The organism is Qipengyuania sp. (assembly GCF_965277845.1).
Taxonomy (GTDB): Bacteria; Pseudomonadota; Alphaproteobacteria; order Sphingomonadales; family Sphingomonadaceae; genus Qipengyuania.
In genome coordinates this window covers 274,430-295,015 of the sequence record NZ_OZ255844.1, presented here as the reverse complement: position 1 = coordinate 295,015, position 20,586 = coordinate 274,430, and the positions used below count along the sequence as shown (strand labels likewise).

General features: G+C 60.8%; 13 protein-coding genes and 1 pseudogene. 4 read left to right on the top strand and 10 right to left on the bottom strand.

The genetic code is table 11. The annotated features are described in order from the left end of the window. Window positions 1–68: 68 nt before the first annotated feature. The 5 genes from ACQY4G_RS01515 to ACQY4G_RS01495 form a co-directional block, all read right to left on the bottom strand. Window positions 69–1,844 carry a sodium:solute symporter family protein gene (locus ACQY4G_RS01515; protein ID WP_067694192.1) on the bottom strand — a complete coding sequence of 592 codons (1,776 nt, stop codon included), beginning with the start codon at window positions 1,842–1,844 and terminating at the stop codon, window positions 69–71. 13 nt (window positions 1,845–1,857) lie between these two features. Then, window positions 1,858–2,223: a DUF4212 domain-containing protein gene (locus ACQY4G_RS01510; protein ID WP_421992555.1), complete on the bottom strand. Its 366-nt coding sequence runs from the start codon at window positions 2,221–2,223 to the stop codon at window positions 1,858–1,860. A 131-nt stretch (window positions 2,224–2,354) separates the two neighbouring features. Continuing rightward, window positions 2,355–3,020, bottom strand: a complete 666-nt coding sequence (locus ACQY4G_RS01505; protein ID WP_425061701.1) for an exonuclease domain-containing protein — start codon at window positions 3,018–3,020, stop codon at window positions 2,355–2,357. A 1-nt stretch (window position 3,021) separates the two neighbouring features. Continuing rightward, the gene (locus ACQY4G_RS01500; RefSeq protein WP_421992551.1) at window positions 3,022–4,884 is read right to left on the bottom strand and encodes a putative nucleotidyltransferase substrate binding domain-containing protein; all 1,863 of its coding nucleotides are present in this window, start codon (window positions 4,882–4,884) and stop codon (window positions 3,022–3,024) included. 156 nt (window positions 4,885–5,040) lie between these two features. After that, window positions 5,041–6,753 carry a cation:proton antiporter gene (locus tag ACQY4G_RS01495; RefSeq protein ID WP_421992549.1) on the bottom strand — a complete coding sequence of 571 codons (1,713 nt, stop codon included), beginning with the start codon at window positions 6,751–6,753 and terminating at the stop codon, window positions 5,041–5,043. 125 nt (window positions 6,754–6,878) lie between these two features. Between ACQY4G_RS01495 and ACQY4G_RS01490 the strand changes: the two genes are divergently transcribed. After that, window positions 6,879–7,691 carry a universal stress protein gene (locus ACQY4G_RS01490; RefSeq protein WP_083508320.1) on the top strand — a complete coding sequence of 271 codons (813 nt, stop codon included), beginning with the start codon at window positions 6,879–6,881 and terminating at the stop codon, window positions 7,689–7,691. 218 nt (window positions 7,692–7,909) lie between these two features. Here ACQY4G_RS01490 and ACQY4G_RS01485 read toward each other — a convergent pair whose 3' ends face one another. Then, on the bottom strand, window positions 7,910–9,202 hold the full coding sequence (locus tag ACQY4G_RS01485) for a sugar MFS transporter (protein ID WP_421992547.1): 1,293 nt from the start codon (window positions 9,200–9,202) through the stop codon (window positions 7,910–7,912). 184 nt (window positions 9,203–9,386) lie between these two features. Here ACQY4G_RS01485 and ACQY4G_RS01480 point away from each other — a divergent pair, with 184 nt between their 5' ends. Continuing rightward, window positions 9,387–11,441, top strand: a complete 2,055-nt coding sequence (locus tag ACQY4G_RS01480) for a glycoside hydrolase family 97 protein (RefSeq protein WP_421992545.1) — start codon at window positions 9,387–9,389, stop codon at window positions 11,439–11,441. 69 nt (window positions 11,442–11,510) lie between these two features. Here the strand turns inward: ACQY4G_RS01480 and bglX are convergent, their stop codons facing one another. Beyond that, window positions 11,511–13,778, bottom strand: coding sequence for a beta-glucosidase BglX (gene bglX / locus ACQY4G_RS01475; RefSeq protein ID WP_421992543.1), 2,268 nt, complete (start codon window positions 13,776–13,778; stop codon window positions 11,511–11,513). A 261-nt stretch (window positions 13,779–14,039) separates the two neighbouring features. Here bglX and ACQY4G_RS01470 point away from each other — a divergent pair, with 261 nt between their 5' ends. Together ACQY4G_RS01470 and ACQY4G_RS01465 are read left to right on the top strand one after the other, a co-directional pair. Continuing rightward, window positions 14,040–17,009: a TonB-dependent receptor gene (locus ACQY4G_RS01470; protein ID WP_421992541.1), complete on the top strand. Its 2,970-nt coding sequence runs from the start codon at window positions 14,040–14,042 to the stop codon at window positions 17,007–17,009. A gap of 96 nt (window positions 17,010–17,105) precedes the next feature. Then, window positions 17,106–18,599, top strand: a complete 1,494-nt coding sequence (locus ACQY4G_RS01465) for a glucoamylase family protein (protein ID WP_421992539.1) — start codon at window positions 17,106–17,108, stop codon at window positions 18,597–18,599. A gap of 4 nt (window positions 18,600–18,603) precedes the next feature. Here the strand turns inward: ACQY4G_RS01465 and ACQY4G_RS01460 are convergent, their stop codons facing one another. The 3 genes and pseudogenes from ACQY4G_RS01460 to ACQY4G_RS01450 all read right to left on the bottom strand — a co-directional run. Further along, entirely contained in the window at window positions 18,604–19,356 is a 753-nt protein-coding gene (locus ACQY4G_RS01460) for a prolyl oligopeptidase family serine peptidase (RefSeq protein ID WP_421992537.1), read from the bottom strand. A gap of 82 nt (window positions 19,357–19,438) precedes the next feature. Next, the gene (locus ACQY4G_RS01455; protein ID WP_421993538.1) at window positions 19,439–20,353 is read right to left on the bottom strand and encodes a LacI family DNA-binding transcriptional regulator; all 915 of its coding nucleotides are present in this window, start codon (window positions 20,351–20,353) and stop codon (window positions 19,439–19,441) included. After that, a pseudogene (locus tag ACQY4G_RS01450) lies at window positions 20,354–20,434 on the bottom strand (LacI family DNA-binding transcriptional regulator); the annotation flags it as partial. It lies immediately after the preceding gene. Window positions 20,435–20,586: the final 152 nt, after the last annotated feature.

The following is a 20,586-nucleotide window of genomic DNA, read 5'->3' as shown; positions in this document are numbered from 1 at the left end:
CGAAAGGAGAAGGGGCGGCGCACGAACCGGCACCGCCCCTTCCGTCATGCGACCCTGTCGGGTCGTGTTCAGTGCGCGTGGGCTTCTCCCGCACCACGCGGCACGCGGATCGAATCCACCAGCTTGCGGATATCCTTCGGAGTGCTCGTCGTCATGCTGGCGACTGCGATGGCGGCGCCGAAGTTGATCAGCATGCCTATCACTCCGATGCCTTCGGGCGAGATACCGAAGAGCCAGTTCTCTGCCGTGTTCGCGGCCGGGTTCATCAGCTTGAAGTATAAGATGTACCCAAAGGTGAACACGAGCCCCGAGACCATTCCGGCAATGGCTCCCTCCTTGTTCATCGACTTGAAGAAGATGCCCATGAAGATTGCCGGGAAGAGGCTCGATGCTGCAAGTCCGAACGCGAATGCGACGACCTGGGCCACCCATCCTGGCGGGTAGATTCCCAGATAGCCTGCCACCAGGATTGCCGCCGTTGCTGCAATTCTCGCCGCGAGCAGTTCGGTTTTGGCCGATATCTTCGGGGCGAACGTACTCTTTAGCAGATCGTGGCTGATCGAACTCGAGATCACCAGGAGGAGTCCCGCTGCCGTAGACAAGGCTGCGGCAAGACCGCCAGCCGCCATCAAGGCGACCACCCAGCCTGGCAGATTGGCAATTTCCGGATTGGCGAGAACCATGATGTCGCGGTCGACATAGACCTCGTTCGCGCTGTCCGGATTCGGCGTGTTCGCAACGACCCGCTCGCCCGATTCACCGGTTTCCCCGGTGAAGACCGGCTTGCCTTCGAACGCGTCGCCGCTGCGATATTGCATCACGCCGTCGCCGTTCTTGTCCTGCCAGGCGATGAGATCGGCGCCTTCCCAGTTGGTGAACCAGCTCTCGGCCTCGCTATATTCGGTTCCGTCGGTCTTGTTGACGAAGTTGTAGATGCCGAACGCGCCCACCGCCGGAGCGGTAGTGTAAAGCATTGCGATGAAAACCAACGCCCAGCCTGCCGATTTGCGCGCATCCGATGCCTTGGGCACGGTAAAGAAGCGCACGATCACATGCGGCAGGCCTGCAGTACCGACCATCAAGGCCATGGTGATGCAGAACATGTCGATCATGCTTTTCGAGCCGGCCGTGTATTGGGTGAAGCCGAGCTCCACGAGCACGTTGTCCAGCTTCTGCAGGACATGCATCCCCGATCCGTCGTTCAACTCCGAGCCCAGGCCGAGCTGGGGGATCGGGTTGCCGGTCAGCATGAAGCTGATGAAGAATGCGGGAACCATATAGGCGAAGATCAACACGCAATATTGCGCAACCTGAGTATAGGTAATCCCCTTCATTCCGCCCAGGACGGCGTAAATGAAGACGATCCCCATGCCGATGATGACGCCCATCGTGATGTCCACCTGCAGGAATTGCGAGAACACGATTCCCACGCCGCGCATCTGCCCGGCGATATAGGTGAAACTGATGAAAATAAGGCAGATCACGGCCACGACCCGTGCGGTCTTCGAATAGTATCGCGTGCCGATGAAGTCGGGCACCGTGAACTGGCCGAACTTGCGCAGGTAAGGCGCCAGCAACAGGGCCAGCATAACGTAGCCGCCGGTCCACCCCATCAGGTACACCGACCCATCATAGCCCATGAAGGCGATCAATCCGGCCATCGACAGGAAGCTTGCCGCACTCATCCAGTCGGCTGCCGTGGCCATTCCGTTGACGACGGGGTTCACTCCGCCGCCGGCGACATAGAAGTCTTTCGTCGAACCCGCTCGGCTCCAGATAGCGATGCCGATATACAGGGCGAAGCTGGCACCGACGAAGAGATAGATCAGGGTTTGCGTTTCCATTGCTCAGTCCCCCTCAATCGTCGAGATCGTACTTGCGCTCGATCTGCTTCATACGAACCACGTAGAAGAAGATCAGCGCGATGAAGATGTAGATCGAGCCCTGTTGTGCGAACCAGAAGCCAAGCGGGTATCCGCCGAGCATGAACTGGTCGAGGAAGCCTCGGAACAGGATCCCTGCGCCATAGGAACAGGCAAACCATATCGCCATCAGGCCAATGAGCAGGCGGAGGTTTTCGCGCCAGTAGGCGCCTTCGGTCTCGCTTGTTTCGCTGTCGTCGGGATTCCGTGACATCGGCCCGGAATTGTCCGCGGCCGGATTATCGTCCTCGTCGGGGCTGCCGTATCCGCCGGGATCGGTCGGTGAGTTTGAAGTATTCATGTCCCTCCCTTTCGCTTGGGCTGGAGACGACGTGCCATTGACGCACGCAATTCTCGAACCATCGCCAGCAAGCTACGTCCCTTGTCCGCGGCGAACGAGGGAGACTTTAGTCTTAGAGCCTTTGGAGGTGCCTATCGTCTCTCGAGCTGGCCCAGCGTCGCATCGGCGGGCAGGCGACTGAGCTGGGCCTGAAACAGTTCGGCGGCAGCGATTGCGTCGGTCAATGCATCATGCGCGCGATATTCGGGCAGGCCATAACGATGCCGACTTGGTCCAAGCCTGTAGGCTTGCGAGCCCACCAGTCGCGGCTTGAGGTGTTTTTCCAGTAGCAAAGTGCAGATGCCCCATATCGGAATATCGACCCCGTAGAGAGCGCGCGTGGCGCGTTGCAGGGCATGTCGCTCAATCGCCTCCCCATGGGCGACCATTACCCGCCCGGCCAGCATGGCGATCAATTCGGGTACGACATCGCGCAGCCTCTGTCCGTTGGCGGCGCGCTGTTCCCCGATACCGTGTATCGTAACCGCGGTATCGTCCAATTCCGCGGAGCTTCGGATATCGACCGAATGCGCCTCTTCGAGCGAGATCGTAGTGCCGACGAACGGCACCCACCCCGCCTGCAGGAGATGCGCGTCCTTGCGCAGGCCGTCGAGTTCGAAATCGAGGGCGAGATAGGAGGCCCTTGTGGCACGGCAGTCCCGCTGCGGCCATGCCGCATTGGCGTAGTCGCGCAAGACGGAGTGGTCGCTTTGCCGCAGCGATCGCAACGCGCGCTCGAACCGCCACCGGGCGAACATTTCAGGCAATACCGCCGGCGAAATTCCGGCGCAGCGCTTCCAATGCCGATCGGATCAGGGAAAACGCGTCCTTGAGATAGTCGCGCTCCAACGGGGATAGCGTATCCGGCGCAATCAGATTGTCCGGTGCCTCGCCGCGCTCGACCTGCCTTGCCTGATGAGCGATCCGCATTTCGTTCACCAGAAGCATTGCATCCTCCAGGCTCTGGGCATCATCGCGATTCATCTTCCCCGCTTGCGCCAGAGCGCGCAGCCGAGCGACGGTGCCAACCTCGTCCAGACCTGCTGCGAGTGCATGGGTGCGTGCGATATCGACGATCGGCATGATCGCCTGCCGCTTGGCATCGAACACTCTCTGCCCGTCATCCGATGTTTCGAGAACCAGATTGCGAAAAATTCCCAGCGGTACCTTGCTGCGCAATGCGTCGCGCGCAAGGTAGCTCACGAACAGCGGGCTGTCCTTGACCAGGGCAACGGTTTGCTCGTGCAGCCTGCGCGACAGCGAGGCGTCCCCGTGGATATGGCGCATGTCGAAGAAGATTGTTGCACGCAGGATGCGGTCTTCATCGGGCCGTGAAATCCACTGCGCGTACCGATTGCGCCATCCTGCAAGCGTCTGCCGTTGATCGGCATTCTTCGCCATGATTCCGCCTTTGCAATAGACGTATCCGCACTCATCGAGCAGATCGGAAATGCGCGTGCCAAGCTTCTCGAAATAGCTTGCGTCCTTTTCCTCGGTGTCGTCTGCGAGCACGAGGCCATTGTCCTGATCGGAACCGACAAGCTGTTCTTCGCGGGCCAGAGAACCGAACACCACCAACGCATAGCGATTGGGCGGCTCGCCCAGTTCGGCTTCGGCGAGCTGCGCGGCCTTGCGATGCACAGCCTCGCCCAATGCAGAGGTGAAGCGCATTGCTTGCGCCGCATGCACGCCCGAATCCACCATGACGGTGAAGCTTTCCGGAATGCGCCTTGCCACCTCGATCAATTCCTTCGGCGTCCGCGCGCGCGCAATCATCACCCCAAGGTCGATTGCATTGTTGCCGACCGCAGCAAGAATATCGGTGGCACTCAAGATGCCCGACAGCGCCCCGGTCTCGTCGAGAAGTGGAATGTGGCGAAAGCCGCCACTCGTCATCAGCGCCATCGCTTCGGCGGCGCTGCTGTCGGTCGACAGGGTGAGTGGTGACGGGGTCATCACATCACCGATCTTGCCTTCAAGCGGCAAACCCGCCGCCACGACTCGGTTGCGCAGATCCTTGTCGGTGAAGATTCCGGTCAGAGCCCCCTCGTCGTAGATCGCGAGCGTACTGACATCGCGCGCGTGCATCAGCTGAACGGCATCGGCGATGGTTGTTTCGCCGGGACATGAAACCGGCATGCTGCGACGGATGAGTTTTCCCGCCATCTCCCGATCGAGTTGGAAGCCCGCTGCCTGCTGGCGGTCCTTCAGGGCGTGAGCGATCCGCGCGGCTTCGCCTTCCGCGAAAAACTTCCGAAATCGCGGACAGCTATCGCGCAGTGCGTGAAAGCGATCGGCCGGAACCGCGTAAAGCAAGGTATCTTCGATCGCGACCGTCGTGTTGTGCACTTCACCTCCGCGCAAGAGCGATGGATATGCGAAGGTCGATCCCGTTGCGAGTCGGGCCGAGAGGTCGTTTCCCGCAAGGCGCAGTTCGACCGCACCGGACCGGACAATGAAGAGGCGATCATTCTGATCCCCGGCGGTAACGATGGCGCTGCCCGATCTGGCGTAGCGAACTTCGATCGCACGACTGAGAGCAGCGCGTTCGGCGTTCGAAAGCGCCTCGAATGGAGGGGTCCGCTTTAGAAATCCGGCAATTTCCGCAATCTCGACCGTCATTTTGCGACTATTACATCACAAATCGTTGCGATCACATTGGACGATCGTATCAAGCCAAAACCGGGTCGATCGAAATCGGTCGGGACTTGTATCGATGCGCATGAATGTCCGGTTCCCCTTGCACCCTTGGCTGCCGCAGCGGACTTTTGATCGCCTCTAACAGCGCTCGAGCTGGATACGACGCTGAATCGATTCGTCATCCAGTCCACAGCCTTCCAGAACTCTGGCAGCAAGCTGCAGGCTTGCTTCGACCGTTTCGGGAACCGTGGCGGTCGCTCCCACGTCCGACAGGCGGTCGGCCTGACCTTTGTCTCGGGCTCGAACGAATAGTGGAACATGCGGTGCGGCCTCACGCATGCTTACGGTCAGGGCTTCCGTATTCCTTTCATCCCCGATCGTTATGACCAGAGCAGTGGCTTGCTTTACCTCGGCGGCTTGCAGAACCTCTATGCGAGACGCATCCCCGTACCGTACCGGCAAGCCGACCGCCTGGGCCTCGGAGGCCACGGTGGGATCCTTGTCGATTGCGATGTATCCAAGGCCTTCCCGATCGAGGATCGAAGCGATCACGCGGCCAACTCTTCCGAAACCCGCGATTACGACATGCCCTTCGAGATCTTCGGCCGGATCGCCGGAACCCGCGGGCAGGGCGGCGGCGCGTTCCTCGAGCCTGCTGCCCAGCTTTCGCGCAAGTCCTTCCAACGCGGGGGTGAGCACCATGGTCAGGCTGGCGACAATCAGCATGAACTGACCTGTGTCGCCGGGCAGCAATCCTACCGACATCGCGAGGCCTACAACGATGAAGGCGAATTCGCCGGCCTGGGCAAGGAGCAGTCCCGCTTCCACCGCGCGATGAAGCGGGGCCTTCCACAGCAGCAGGAGACCCACGTTCAAGGTAGCCTTGATGGCAAGCAGACCGACCACCGAAGCGGCGATCCAGAACGGAGAATCCCCCAGGACCCGCCAATCGATACCCATACCGACCGACATGAAGAACAGGCCGAGCATCAGGCCTTTGAAAGGTTCGATATCGACTTCGACCTGGTGCCGATATTCGGTTTCGGCAATCAGCAGTCCCGCGAGGAACGCCCCGAGCGCCATCGACAGCCCGACCACCCCGGTGATCGCTGCTGTTCCCAAAGCGATCAACAGGATCATTGCCATGAAGGCTTCGCGGCTGCCGGTTTGCGCGATCGTCCGGAATATGGGCCGCAGCAGCAGGCGGCCCACGGCATAGATGACGATGACCGTCACCGCGGCTTCCGCCAGCGCGATCGCCAGCCCGCCGAACACTCCCTCGCCGGCCGAAGCCGTGCCGAGGACGCCGACGATGAACAGGATCGGGACGACGGCGAGGTCCTGCATCAGCAGGACCGAAAATGCGAGCCGACCTACGGGCGTGGTAAGCTGGCTCTTCTCGATCAGCAATTGCATGACGATCGCCGTGGAAGAAAGGGCCAGGCAGGCGCCCAGGACGAGCGCGACGGGCCCCGGATTGCCCCAGGCATAGGCAATGCCGCCGATGAGCGATCCGGTCAGGATGATCTGCGCACTTCCCAAACCAAAAACGAGCCGGCGCATCGACCACAGGCGGTCGAGCGATAGCTCTAGACCGATTGCGAAGAGGAGAAACACCACGCCAACCTCTGCCAGTGCGCGCACACCATCGAGATCGTCGATCACAAGAAATGCGGCGAGAGGAACATCGTCCGCCAGCAGCCCCAGACCGAAGGGCCCTATCAGCCCGCCGATGAGCAGATATCCGAGAACCGGACTGACCCTGCGCTGAAGCACGGGAACGACGAGACCCGCCACAACGAGGAATACGATGACTTCCCGCAGGTAAGGGATGTGGAGCTGCGATTCCATTATCGCGACCTTCCGAGAAACGACCGGACTTGTCGATACCGCAATGCGCAAATCCCTTGGTCTCGGAAGCCCTGGATGTTAGGAATCCCCGCGCATGGGAAGGGTTGCAACAGTCGAGTAAAGTCATGAGCAATAAGATTATTGTCGGAACGGATTTTCGAGCAGAGGCTGATCGTGCAATCGATAGAGCGTTGAAGCTGGGCGAAGAGTGGGACTTGGACGTAGTAATCGTTCACGCACTCGATCCTTCGCTGGGCGAACCGCCGCCGAGGGCGGAACTCGACCGGCGCATGCGCTCCGTGCTTCCCGATCCCGAAATGGAAGTAACCTTTCGCTATCCGATGGATCGCGCCGATTACGCCATCGCCGGCGTGGCCGAAGAAGAAGATGCGCGGTTGGTCGTGCTTGGCGTGGCCCGGTTTAACAGCCTGAGAGACTTCTTGCTCGGAACCGCTGTGGACTATGTGATCCGCCATTCCCCTGTCCCAACGCTGGTGGTCAAGAACCGGCCGACCGGGCCCTATCGCCGCATTGTCTGTGCAACGGACTTCTACCCGCCCTCGCGCCATGCGTTGGAAAAGGCGGCGGACCTGTTTCCGGATGCCGATCTGCAGTTGATCCACGCTTACCACGTACCGTTCGAAGGGTGGCAAAAAGCGGAATACGTGCGCAAGGACGTCGAAAAGGCCGAGCGGAAGGTCTTCAAGGAGTTCATGAATGAGCTTCGCCCTGAAACGCGGGAGCGAGTGACCCCTCATCTCGTCTACGGCAGTGCCGCAGGGGCGCTGAGAAAGGACATTCGCGACAGCGAAGCAGACTTGCTGGTCTTGGGAACGCATGGGGAGTCCGCACTCCGGCACGCGACCATCGGCAGCACGGCCAACGAACTGCTCCGCAGTCTTCCGATCGATACGCTCGTTATCAAGAACCACGAGTGACGCGGAGGCCGCATATTTCGGCGCGCGGATGGCCGGCATTTCTTCGCCCTATGCCCTATACGGCATGCGTCGCTGATACCTTTCGCTTCATGGCCCGTCCCTTCTGATTGGCGAAGCCAGGCGGGCCTCCGCGCGCCCCTGATCGATATATCCTGGCTGCGGTGTTCCCGCAGCCGGGATATGACCTCGATGCATCGATTCAGCCGATGGCAAGCGGGTCAGGCGGGACGCCGCGCGAATATGCCGAAACCTGCGATTATCGCGTAGCAGGCAATGGGTAGGACCATTGCGACCGCGAGACTGCCACTGACATCGGCCAGCATGCCGTAAAACAGCGGAACCACGGCGCCTCCGAAGATGGCCACGTTGATGATGCCGGAACCATCCGCCGCGCGCGAACCGAGTTTCTCGCAGGCGAGCGAGAATATGGTGGGGAACATGATCGAGTTCATCAGCCCCACCGCAAGCAGCGCATAAGCCGATACTTCGCCCGTCGTCAGTGCACTGATGAGGATGAGCATAATCGAACCGGTCGCATTGAAGGCTAGGATCTTGCCCGGCGAGAAAATCCTCAGGAAGTAGGAGCCGATGAACCGGCCGACCATCGCTCCGCCCCAGTAGAGGCCGATCATCCAGCCGATCACGCTTTCGGGCTGGCCGAGCACGCGATCCTGCGCGAGGTAATTGATGATGATCGAGCCAATCGACACTTCTGCGCCGACATAGAGAAAAATGCACAGCGCGCCGTAGCCGAAGCGTCTGCGCTTCAGCAGGTCGAGGCCGGCGAGGCCGGAGGACGCTTCGTGCTTCTCGCCCTTGAGGCGATTGCGGAACAGCCAGACTGCCAGGGCAACCGATGCGATGAGGATCGCCACGCCGAGGTAGCCCTGCCAGATCGCTTCGCTTTCAGCCTGGCGATAGGCGATGAGCTCGCTGCCGGAAAGATCCGCCGCAGTCACATTTGCCAGACTGCCGAGGATGATCACGGACCCGGCGATCGGAAAGATGGTCGTGCCGAGCGAATTGAAGGCCTGGGCAAAGGTCAGTCGACTATGAGCCGTTTGCTGAGGGCCGAGGAGGCTGATCAGCGGGTTGGCCACCACCTGTACGATCACTACGCCGCTGGCGAGAATGAATAGGGCCGCGAGGAAAACCCAGTACGTTGCCGTCTGGCTTGCCGGTATGAACATCAGGCAACCGACCATCATCGTCAGCAGGCCTGCAACCGCGCCGCGCATGTAACCCAGCTTCTTGACCAGCTTTGCCCCGGGAATTCCCACTACGAGATAGGCGGCGAAGAAGCAGAACTGCACCAACATTGCCTGCGTATAGTTGAGCGTGAACAGCTCTTTCAGCTTCGGGATGAGTACGTCGTTGAGAGAGGTGATACCGCCAAAGATGAAAAACAGGCCGAAGACGAAATAGTTGAGGCCGGGCGCAACGATCCCGTTGTCATTGTCCTCGATCGGGACCGAATCGGTGCTCGTTGCAAGATCGGGTGCGAGTGCCATTTAGTCTTCCCCTTTCGATCCGGTGCGCGCTGTCGGCGCCCGGCGGTGTTTTCTTCCCTTCGGCCGTGCCGATCGCTCCAGACATGGCCCCTCTAGAGTCCCGGATAACCAAGAATGTAACCGGTTGCACGAATTTTCTGGCGCCCGTCCTGTCGAGGCCCTAGCCTCGCTGCCGGAGGTGAAAATGACTGGAATTTTGGTGGCCTGCAGATGCTGGATCGTGCTCCTCGCGGCGGGGCTCTTTCTGTGCTTCCCTTCTGCCGACGCGCTCGCCCGGGAAGACACGACGCTCCGGCAATGTTCTCCCGACGGCCGTCTCTGCTTTGCGCTGACCACCGTCGCTGGCGTACTGACCTATTCGGTCGATCGTGGCGGGGTCCCGGTGATCGATCCATCGACACTGGGATTCATGCTGCGTGGCGCGGGGAAATGGGGCAGCGCTATCGAATTGGGCGACGCGGTTCGATCGAGCGTCGACGATAGCTGGGAGCAGCCCTGGGGCGAAAACCGGCTCGTCGTGAACCGCTACAGGGAAATGCGCGTCCCGATGGTCGAGCGACGCGCCACTCTGCGCGAAATCCGGTTGGTTGTGCGTGTGTTCGATCAGGGCCTCGGTTTTCGTTTCGAATTCCCTGCTCAAGACCAGCTAGTCGACGTCATGATCGATGAGGAATTGACCGAATTCGCAATCGCCGGCGAGGCCGAAGCGTGGTGGATCCCTGGCGGCGAGAGCAACCGTTACGAATATCTCTACAGCCGGACGGCTGCGAAGGAAGTCGGCACGGCGCACACGCCGATCACTTTTCGCCGGGTCGATGGGCTGCACGTTGCCATCCACGAGGCAGCGCTGGTCGACTATTCAGCATTCTGGCTGCAACGGATCGAGGGACAGCGCTTCCGCACGCGTCTCGCGCCGTCCTCGCAACCGTGGAAGGTGCGGCGAGAGGCGCCGTTCGCAACCCCGTGGCGCACGGTTCTTGTCGGGAAGGACGCACCGGCGCTCTATGCCGCATCCGACATCATCCTCAACCTCAACGAGCCCAACAGGCTCGGCGATGTGAGTTGGGTCAAGCTACACAAATATGTAGGAATTTGGTGGGCGATGCACCTCGATGAATGGAGCTGGAATTCCGGTCCGAAGCATGGTGCGACGACCGCGAATGCACTCGAATACATCGACTTTGCTGCGGCACACGGCTTCGCCTCGGTCCTGATCGAAGGCTGGAACGAGGGCTGGTGGAGCGAGAGCGGTCGAAACTTCGAATTCGCGACCGCCTATCCCGATTTCGACATGGAGCGGGTGGCAGCCTATGCCGCGCAAAAGGACGTTGCCATCATGGGGCATCACGAAACTGCGGGCAATGCCGGACTTTACGAGCGCCAACTGGAACAGGCGCTCGACTATTACCAGCGACATGGAGTGCATGCGGTCAAGACCGGCTACGTCGCCGACGCGGGCGGGGTGCTACGTGAAGATCCGGACGGCACCGAGCAATGGGAATATCATGACGGACAGTTCATGGCGCGACACCATGTGCTTGTAGCTCAGCGCGCGGCCGAGCACCGGATCGCGATCAATGCGCACGAGCCGATCAAGGATACCGGCCTGCGGCGGACGTATCCCAATCTCCTCACACGCGAAGGCGCGCGCGGTACCGAATACAATGCCTGGGGCGAACCGCCCAACCCGCCCGAACACGAACCGACCCTGCTGTTCACGCGTATGCTCTCCGGTCCATTCGACCTGACGCCCGGCATCGTCAGCCTGGCCGGGCGTGACGGCCGACCGATTCCGAACACGCTCGCGCGCCAGCTCGCCAACTATGTGGTGATCTACTCGCCGCTCCAGATGGCGGCAGACCTGCCGCAAAACTACCGGAAGCGACCAGATGCGCTCGCATTCATCGAACGGGTCCCGGTCGATTGGGAGCGATCGCGCGTGGTGGCTGGCGACATTGGGGAGTTTGCAGTCGTTGCGCGCCAGCGCCGCCATGGCTCGGACTGGTGGCTCGGCGGCGTGACCGATGACAGCCGCCGCGAGATCGCGGTCGATCTGGCGTTCCTTGCAGACGGCAAGGCCTATACTGCGGAAATCTGGCGCGACGGGCCGGGCGGGGGAATCGATGGCGATCGCTTCGCGATGCTCCGCGAAACTCGTACGGTTACCTCGCGCGACACCTTGTCGCTGACGATGGAGGCAGGCGGCGGGTTCGCGATGTCGCTGACGCCGATCGACTAGGGCCGGCAGAAAGATACGGCCACTTAGTAGCCGCGCCCCGAAGTCTTGAGCTCGGGGCGCGGCGATCGTCTACTCGGTGATGGAAAAGGTTACCGGCGTACTGGCTGCCGCACCGGAGGACGGGGCGATCCACAGCTGGAATTCGCCCGGCTCCCATCCATGCGTCATGTCGGCGCGGGTGAAGGCTAGGTCCTCGGGACGCAAAGTGAAGGAAACCGTGCGAGCTTCACCCGGCTGCAGCATGACCTTTTCGAAGCCTTTGAGCTCCTGGACGGGCTGGGTGACCGAGCCGACCAGGTCGCGCACGTAGAGTTGGACGACTTCTTCGCCCGCGCGGTCGCCTGTGTTGGTCACGGTAGCGCTCGCGGTGATCGAGCCGCCCGGACCCATCGATGCGGCGGATAGCACCGCTGGCGAGTAGCCGAAGCTCGTGTAGCTGAGCCCGTATCCGAAACGGTAGAGAGGGTCGTTTGGCGTGTTGAGGTAACGCGAGACGTATTTGGCACCCGGCGCTCCGAGTTCGATGGGGCGCCCCGTGTTCTTCATGTCATAATGGATCGGGACCTGGCCGACGTTACGCGGGAAAGTAACGGGCAGCTTGCCCGAAGGATTGTAGTCGCCGAACACTACGTCGGCGACTGCGTGGCCGCCTTGCGTGCCCGGATACCAGGCATGGAGGATGGCATCGACATTCTCGTCAGCCCAAGTGATCGAATTGGGGCGCCCGCTCATCATCACCAGCACGACCGGCTTGCCGGTCGCGACCAGCTGCTCGAGCAGCGCCTGCTGGTTGCCAGGCAGATCGAGCGAAGTGCGGCTCGCCGCTTCGCCGGTCATGTCCCATTTTTCGCCCATTGCGGCGACGATCACATCGGATTCGTCCGCCAGGGCAAGCGCTTCGGCGAAACCGTCGGTCTTTGCTTCGTCGGCAAATTCGTAGCTTGCACCCTTGGCATAATCGACGCGCACACCGTCGCCGGCGCGCGCCCGCAGACCTTCGAGCACGGTCACTGGTCGGGTTTGCCTGTCGCCGGCAGCGGCCCAGCTCCCGATCATATCGGGTTTGCTGTCGCCGAGCGGACCGATCACCGCGATCCGGTTGGCGTCGGCGGCGAGGGGTAGCGTGCCGCCTTCGTTCTTCAGGAGCACCATCGACTTGCGCGCAACGTCGCGCGCCGCATCGAGAAATTCGGGTTTGTAGAGCGTGGCTTGCTGGCGCTCTGCGTCGGCATAGCGATAGGGGTCTTCGAACAGGCCCAGGCGATACTTCATTTCGAGCACGCGGCGCACGGCGCGATCGATACCGGCCTGGCTGACGCGGCCTTGCTCGACAGAATTCACCATGTTTTCCATGAACACTGCGCCCTGCATGTCCATATCGACGCCGGCATGAAGCGCCTGTTCGCCGGCCTGAGCGAGATTGCGCGCATAGCCGTGGGGGACCATCTCGTTGATCGAGGTGTAATCCGTAACGACGAAACCGTCGAAACCCCATTCGTCGCGGAGGACGTCGGTCAGCAGGAACCTGCTGCCGCTGGCAGGTACGCCATCATACTCGTTGAACGCGGTCATGAAGGTAGCGACTCCCTCGTCGACCGCTGCCTTGAATGGCGGCAGGTAGGTGTCGCGGAGGGTTCGTTCGGAGATATCGACGGTATGGTAGTCGCGCCCCGCCTGCGCGGCCCCATAGGCGGCGAAATGCTTGGCCGTGGCGAGCACGGTATCGATCGCACCGAGATCCTCCCCCTGATATCCGCGCACACGTGCCTTCGCGATCAGGCTGCCGAGGAATACGTCTTCGCCGGCGCCCTCCGATCCGCGGCCCCAGCGCGCGTCCCTGCTCACATCGACCATTGGGGAAAAGGTCCAGTGAATGCCTTCGGCAGAGGCCTCAACTGCGGAAATGCGCGCCGATTCCTCGATTGCATCCAAGTCCCAGCTGGCGGCTTCGCCGAGTGAGATCGGGAAGATCGTGCGGTGACCGTGGATGACGTCGTAACCGAACAGCAGCGGTATTCCCAACCGCGTCCCTTCGACCGCCATAGCCTGCAGGTCGCGCGTGTATTCGGCGGTATAGGCGTTGAAGATCGCGCCCACGCGACCTGCAGCGATGTCCTGCTTGTACCCTTCGCGCATAGTCGGACCGGTCGATTCCCAGTCGCTTGTCAGCAGCGTAAGCTGGCCGACCTTCTCCTGCAGCGTCATTTTGGCGATCAGTTCGTCGAGGAAGCGATCCATTTCGGCATCGCGCCTCGCCCAGGCTGGCTCGGCGGATTGGCTCGATGCAAGGGTAGGCGACGACCCCGCATTCGCTTCCCGTTCCGATGCCCCGCTCATAGTCGCGCAACCGGCTAGTGCCAGGGCGCTTGCGCAGGTCAGCGCGGCTCGGTGCAGTGATCGCATGAAATACCTCCCCAAATGGATTTTCGTTCATAGACCGCGACGGATCGCGCAGAGGGAATCGCCTCCAAGCCCCATCTATACAGGCAGAATGAAACCGGTTACAAGCACACTCGTCAATTGTCGATTCGGGGGCGCTGCAAACATGTGGCGAACCGACAGAGACCAAGAAACGGTCGTGTTTATGGGGAGGAAGTAATGAGTTCATACCGTCGCACCGCTGCTAATCGTGTGGCACGCAAGCTTGCCGTCGCGCTGGCTACGAGCACCTGCGCATTGTCGCTTACGGTGCCTTTTGCGCCGGCGCTGATGGCGCAGGACACGGCCGGTTCGCTCCGCGGCACGATTGCCGGGGCCGACGCATCCAGCACCGTTACCGCAATCGAAGTCGGCACCGGCGCCAGCCGCACGGTTCCGGTCGAGGCCGACGGCAGCTATCTCTTCGCCTCGCTGCGCCCCGGCACCTACCGGCTCGAGGTCACCACTCCTGACGGCATGCGCCAGACCGATGAGTTCGAAGTGCGCGTCGCGCAGGATGCGGTTTTCGATTTCGACCTCGCAGAAGGCCGCGCCGCCGATCCGGGCATCGCCGCGGCAGACGGCAATGTCATCATCGTGACCGGCGGTCGCGTTCGCGCGGCCCCGGGTGGGGCGGTCGGCGCCAGCGTCTCGCAGGAACAGATCAAGTCGCTTCCGCAGACGGATCGCAACTTCCTGTCCTTCGCCGCGCTTTCTCCCGGTGTCGTCTATCTCGACAGCGAGACCGACAAGGGCATCCAGTCCGGCGCCTCGACCCGCAGCCAGGTCAATGTGTTCATCGACGGGGTGAGCCTCAAGAACAAGCTGCGCGAAGGCGGCATTGCCGGGCAGCAGAACAGTCGCGGCAATCCCTTCGGGCAGCTGGCGGTTCAGGAATTCCGCGTCCTTACGCAGAATTACAAAGCCGAGTATGAAGAGGCTGGTTCCGCAATCGTCACTGCGGTGACGAAGTCGGGCACCAATGAATTCCACGGCGAGGCCTTCGCCCAATACACCGACCGCAGCCTGACCGAGATCGATGTCATCAATGCGCGGCAGGATCTCCCCGAACCGCCGTTCGAGCGCAAGCAATACGGCATTTCGCTGGGCGGTCCGATCATCAAGGACAAGCTGTTTTTCTTCGCTGCCTACGAGGGCAACGATCAGGATCGCGCTTTCAACGTCATTGCCGGCGGCACGCCTGCCTTGCGCAACCAGTTCGAGGCCAGCTCCGGTCGTTCGATCGACGAATTCGAAGGGGCCTTCGTCAGCCCGTTCCGTGGCGATTTCTATTTCGGCAAGCTGACGCTGACGCCCGACGATCGCCAGATCTTCGACCTGTCTTTCAGCCGCCGCGAAGAAACCGACATCCAGAACTTCGGCGGACAGACCTCGTTCGAGGCAGCCGAGAACAAGAAGAACCGCGTCGATTCGGGCCTGTTCAAATGGACCTATCAGGGCGACGATTTCACCAACGAATTCAGTGCCAGCATGATCGACTACGTGTTCAATCCCACTTCGATCAATCCAGGCCTGCCGCAATTCCAGTACATCGGTGTGCTGACGTTCGGCGGCAAGGATTCGACCCGGCGCGAACAGCAGCAAAGCTACACGATCCGCGACGATTTCACTTATTCGGGCCTCGCCGATCATACCATCAAGTTCGGCGCGCGTGTCGATGTGCTGGATATCGAATTCGATAACCGGGCCTTCGTGCAACCGCGCTATACGTTCTTCGTCGACGATGCGAACAATCTCGATTTCCGCTTCCCGGCGGAAGCGCGGCTGGGCCTTGGCAATTCGCTGATTACCGCGTCGAATACCTCCTTGGGCCTCTACATCCAGGACGACTGGCAGGTAACCGACAGGCTCGAGCTCAATCTCGGCGTGCGCTGGGATTACGAGACCAACGGATTCAACAATGACTACGTCACGCCGGCAGCCGCCGCCGCCGCATTGCGGGCCCTTCCGTCGACCTTTTACTTCGATCCCGAGGACTACATTACCGACGGGACCGAGCGCGACCCGTTCATGGGCGCCATTGCGCCGCGTTTCGGGTTTTCCTACGACCTGAGCGGGGATGGCACGACGATCCTGTTTGGCGGGGCGGGGCGCTATTACGACCGTAACACATTCAGCAATACGGTCGACGAGATCGCCCGGCTGCGCAATCCGGTCGGCGTGTTTCGATTCTCGGAAGATGGCTCGCCTCGCAATGGCCTGCCCACTGTCGCATGGGATCCGAGCTATCTGACCCGCGACGGCCTGATCGCATTGCGCGAGACGTCGACCTCGGGCCTTCCTGAACTGTTTGCAGTGCCGGAAAATGCCAAGCCGCCCGTGAATGACCAGTTCAGCCTGGGTATTCGCCACCGGTTCGGCGATTGGGAAGCTGCGCTTACCGGTTCCTACCAGCGCGGTCGCAACGGCTATACGCATCTCTTCGCGACGCGCCGCGACGGCGGACTCGGGAATTGCTGCGATACGTCTCCCGTCGTTCCGTTCGGCTTCGCCAATGTCCTGATCGGATTCGATGGTCTGGATACGCGGTACAAGGCGCTCTTCGCCACGCTCGACAAGAACTACACCGAAGAGTCGGGCTGGGGTCTGAACATTGCCTACACGCTCTCCAAGGGGGAACAGAACGGTAATGACCTGTTCAGTCTCGACGGCACGGTTCCCGATTCCTACGGCTGGCGTGCGCGACCGGGCGACGAACGCCATCGCGTGGTCATTTCCGGCCTGGTCGATTTGCCGTGGGGTTTCCGCTTCTCCACTCTCAGCACATTTGGAAGCGGGCGAGCCTACCAGGTTGTCGATGCGACCGATGGCTTCGACAACGGACAGCTACGGATCACATCCGCCTATCCCGAAAAGACCTGTGTCGATGGTGTGTTCCAGTTCTGCGAGGTCAATCTGACCCTGGCCAAATTCATCGAGTTCGGCGACGATCGGGAAATCGAGCTTGCGGTCGACTTGCTCAACGCTTTCGATAACCCGAACTATTCTGGATTCGACGGCTTCTTCAACAGCGTCGACCCGCTCGATCCGGCAAACGGGGAATTCAATCCGCAAACCAACAGGTACAACGCCAGCTCCATTCTGACCCTACCTCGCAGGATCCAGTTCCGCGCCGCGGTGCGGTTCTAGGGCTAAGCCGCCCGAGGGAGATACCGCCCTCGGGTCGCGCGTGGCAGGGGAAACCCTGCCACGCCTCGCGTTCACTACAAATAGGGCAAGCATCTGATGAAAACGCTGCGTCTTCTGGCTCCACTGGCAATCGCGCTGGCAACTTCCGCCTGTCTGCAGCCGGCAGTTGAGAGGGTTACCGCCAAGCCTGCGGACGTCGCCGATGCCTCGGAGGTTGAAGCGTTTTCCGAAGATCTCACCCTTCGCACATTCACCTATTTCTGGGAAACGACCGACACGGAACGGTGCCTTGCACCCGATCGCTGGCCCACGCGCACGTTTTCCTCGATCGCGGCAACGGGATTTGCCCTGACCGCGTATGGGATAGGGGCCGAACGGGGTTACGTATCCCGTGAAGCCGCAGCACTGCGGACACGCGATTGCCTCGCCGTCTACTGGAACGCGCCGCAAGGACCGGAAGCTTCGGGCACTACCGGATACAAGGGCTTCTTCTATCACTTCCTCAAATATGAGGACGGGACGCGCTACAAGACCGTTGAATTGTCGACCGTCGATACGACGCTCTTCCTTGGCGGCGCGCTGTTCGCGCAAAGCTATTTCGATCGTGACGATGCCGTCGAAGCGGAAATTCGCGATCTCGCCGAGAAGATCTATCGCCGGGTCGAATGGGATTGGGCGCAGCGCAACACCACCGGAACCGAGGCAATCAATCTCGCCAATTCGCATGCGATCACCATGGGTTGGTATCCCGAGAAGGGTTGGGAACAGGCCGATTGGGTCGGCTACAACGAAGGCATGCTGGTCTATGTGCTGGCGCTGGCTTCGCCGACCCATCCGGTGGGGAAGGATGCCTGGGACAAGGGCTGGGCACGAAAGCTCGAAGAGGATTGGGGCACCTATTACGGCTACGAGCATCTGCAGTTCGAGCCGTTGTTCGGCCATCAATATAGCCATGTCTGGATCGATTTCCGCGGAATCCAAGACGATTTCATGCGCGAAAAAGGCATCGACTATTTCGAGAACAGCCGCCGCGCCACGCTAAGCCAGCGCGCATATGGTGCGGACAATCCCAATAACTGGAAGGACTACAGCGCCGATATCTGGGGATGGACCGCTTCCGACGGACCGGCTGGATCGTCTGGCGAATACGCTGTCAATGGCAAGCCGCGCGATTTCATGACCTATTCCGCACGGGGCGTCAGCAGTTTGCGAGTGGTCGACGATGGCACCATCGTCCCGACGGCGGCCGGTGGTTCGGTCCCGTTTGCGCCCGAGGTCACCATACCCGCCTTGATGAAGATGAAAGTGAAATACGGGGATCGCTTCTATACCGACTACGGTTTCAAAGACGCGATCAATCCCAGCTTCACCTTCGTCGAGGAAGGCTCGACCACCGGCGAGACGCATCCGGTCAAAGGCTGGGTGGCGAATGACCATCTCGGAATAGACCAGGGGCCGATTCTGGCGATGATGGAAAACCACCGCAGTGAATTGGTGTGGGACACGATGCGCAAGAATCCGCACATTCGGCGAGGCCTTGAAAGGATAGGCTTTACAGGCGGTTGGCTTGAGACCGAACAGGTCGAATAGCGGGTCATTCCTTCTTTCGGGCGCGCCGCTGCGACAGAAGCCACAGGTAGAGGGCCGGATCCTCATAGGCGGGATCCCACGCGTTGTGACCCAGATCGGGATAGATCGTCAGTCGACTGATCTGCCCGCCGCAATTCCTGATTGCCCGCGCCATGGCAAAGCTGCCTTCGGGCGGGACGACGTCATCACGGTCGCCATGGAGCGCCCAGACAGGCGTATCTACGAGCTGGCATGCGGTATGCGGATCGCCTGTGCCGGCAACTGGTGCAAGCGCGGCAAAACGCTCAGGGCTGTGCGCCCCCCAGCGCCAGGTCGCATGGGCTCCGCGACTGAGCCCGGTAAGGTACACACGGTCGGGATCGATCGGCAATGTAGCGAGCGCATGATCGAGGATGGCCTCGAGCTTGCCGATCTCCCAGTCCTGATCGGCGGGGAGCAAGGGAGAGATCAGGATGAAGGGAAAGCCCGGCTCCAGCTCGGCATGTTTTGGAGGTCCATGGACCTTCACCTTGTCGATGTCGTCGCCGCGTTCGCCCGAACCGTGCAAGAAGATCATCAGCGGAAAGATTTCCGTGCCGTCCGAAGCTTCGGGAACGAACAATTGATAGCGATAGCCGCCCGTTTCGACACTCTGCTGAGGGTATTGCCCCGAAATCAGGGGCGCCCGCTCCGCGGCGGCCGTAGGTACGCCGATGCATGCCGCGAGAAGCAATAGCGCGCTCGTTAGTGGCGTGATCTTCCCGTCCAATCTCGGCATAGTCTCCGCCCTCCAAAAAGAAATCGGTTACATTTGCTAGGCGGCTCGAGACACGATCGTCAAACCTTCTGTCGGTCTGCCGCTACTCGCCCGCCGCGGTCGAACCCCGGACGGCGAGGGTAGGGGCGATGATCAGGCTGGCGTCCTGATCCAGCTCTTCACCCTTCATCATACGCAACATTATGAGGGCAGCTGTCGAGCCCAGTCGCGTGATGTCCGAATGCACGGTCGTCAGCCCCGGAGAAACGTAGCGCGCCAACGGGATGTCGTCGAAACCCGCGACGAGCAGATCTTCCCCGATCTTGCGGCCCGACGTACGCATTTCGGTCATGAAATCGACCGCCATGATATCGTTGCCGGCAAAGACAGCGTCGAATGGTATATCGCCGTTCAGCAGCAGTCGTGCAGCTTTTCTGCCGGCATCCTCGCGGAAATCGCCCGGAAGGATTAGTGGGCTGCTCTCTCCCAGCCGCTCGAGCAGTACGTCGCAATAGCCACGCTGGCGTTCGCGCGCATCCCGATTGTTGGCCGGGCCGGCTATATGAACGATCTTCGTCGCCCCACGTTCGATCAAATGCTCGGTAACAAGGCGCGCTCCCGCATAATTATCCACTGCAACGAACGGGGTTCTGCCGTCATTTGCGTGGGCATTCATCAGCACGGTGGGAATATCGCGCGTTACGGCCTCGATATCATCGGCCTGCGAATTGGGTGGCATCACCAGCAAGCCGTCCACCCTGCCGCGCATCGCGCGTATCGCAAGCACCGTTTCATCGGCGCTGCCATGCATGTTACCCAGCAAGAGGTTCTTGCCGGCACCATGCGTGACCATGTCGATGCCGCGAACTATTTCCGAGAAAAACTCACCGAACAAGTCGGGCAGGATAACTCCGATCGTATCGGTCTTGCGGCGGGTCAGGCTCCGGGCCCCGCTGTGGGGGACGTAATTCAGCTCTTCTGCGGCGGCTTCGATTTTCTTGCGCGTCTTTGCAGTCACGACCGACAGACCATTGAGGGCGCGGGACGCCGTTGCGACCGACACTCCCGCAGCCTTAGCAACGTCCCTAATGGTTACCATTTGCCCACCACCTACTTGAGATCCTCGGGTTAATTGAATTGCGAAGGACAGCCCACGGGATCTGGTATGTAGAACGCCGATCTAGCATGCGAGGATAAATTCCGGAAACACCGACTCGAGTTCTAAATTCACAGTCGCAGATAGTGTATTTT

Excerpts from the sequence above, each read along its gene's own strand:
- ACQY4G_RS01515 (WP_067694192.1), bottom strand. The coding sequence starts at position 1,844 with ATGGAAACGCAAACCCTGATCTATCTCTTCGTCGGTGCCAGCTTCGCC.
- ACQY4G_RS01510 (WP_421992555.1), bottom strand. The coding sequence starts at position 2,223 with ATGAATACTTCAAACTCACCGACCGATCCCGGCGGATACGGCAGCCCC.
- ACQY4G_RS01505 (WP_425061701.1), bottom strand. The coding sequence starts at position 3,020 with ATGTTCGCCCGGTGGCGGTTCGAGCGCGCGTTGCGATCGCTGCGGCAA.
- ACQY4G_RS01500 (WP_421992551.1), bottom strand. The coding sequence starts at position 4,884 with ATGACGGTCGAGATTGCGGAAATTGCCGGATTTCTAAAGCGGACCCCT.
- ACQY4G_RS01495 (WP_421992549.1), bottom strand. The coding sequence starts at position 6,753 with ATGGAATCGCAGCTCCACATCCCTTACCTGCGGGAAGTCATCGTATTC.
- ACQY4G_RS01490 (WP_083508320.1), top strand. The coding sequence starts at position 6,879 with ATGAGCAATAAGATTATTGTCGGAACGGATTTTCGAGCAGAGGCTGAT.
- ACQY4G_RS01485 (WP_421992547.1), bottom strand. The coding sequence starts at position 9,202 with ATGGCACTCGCACCCGATCTTGCAACGAGCACCGATTCGGTCCCGATC.
- ACQY4G_RS01480 (WP_421992545.1), top strand. The coding sequence starts at position 9,387 with ATGACTGGAATTTTGGTGGCCTGCAGATGCTGGATCGTGCTCCTCGCG.
- bglX (WP_421992543.1), bottom strand. The coding sequence starts at position 13,778 with ATGAGCGGGGCATCGGAACGGGAAGCGAATGCGGGGTCGTCGCCTACC.
- ACQY4G_RS01470 (WP_421992541.1), top strand. The coding sequence starts at position 14,040 with ATGAGTTCATACCGTCGCACCGCTGCTAATCGTGTGGCACGCAAGCTT.
- ACQY4G_RS01465 (WP_421992539.1), top strand. The coding sequence starts at position 17,106 with ATGAAAACGCTGCGTCTTCTGGCTCCACTGGCAATCGCGCTGGCAACT.
- ACQY4G_RS01460 (WP_421992537.1), bottom strand. The coding sequence starts at position 19,356 with ATGCCGAGATTGGACGGGAAGATCACGCCACTAACGAGCGCGCTATTG.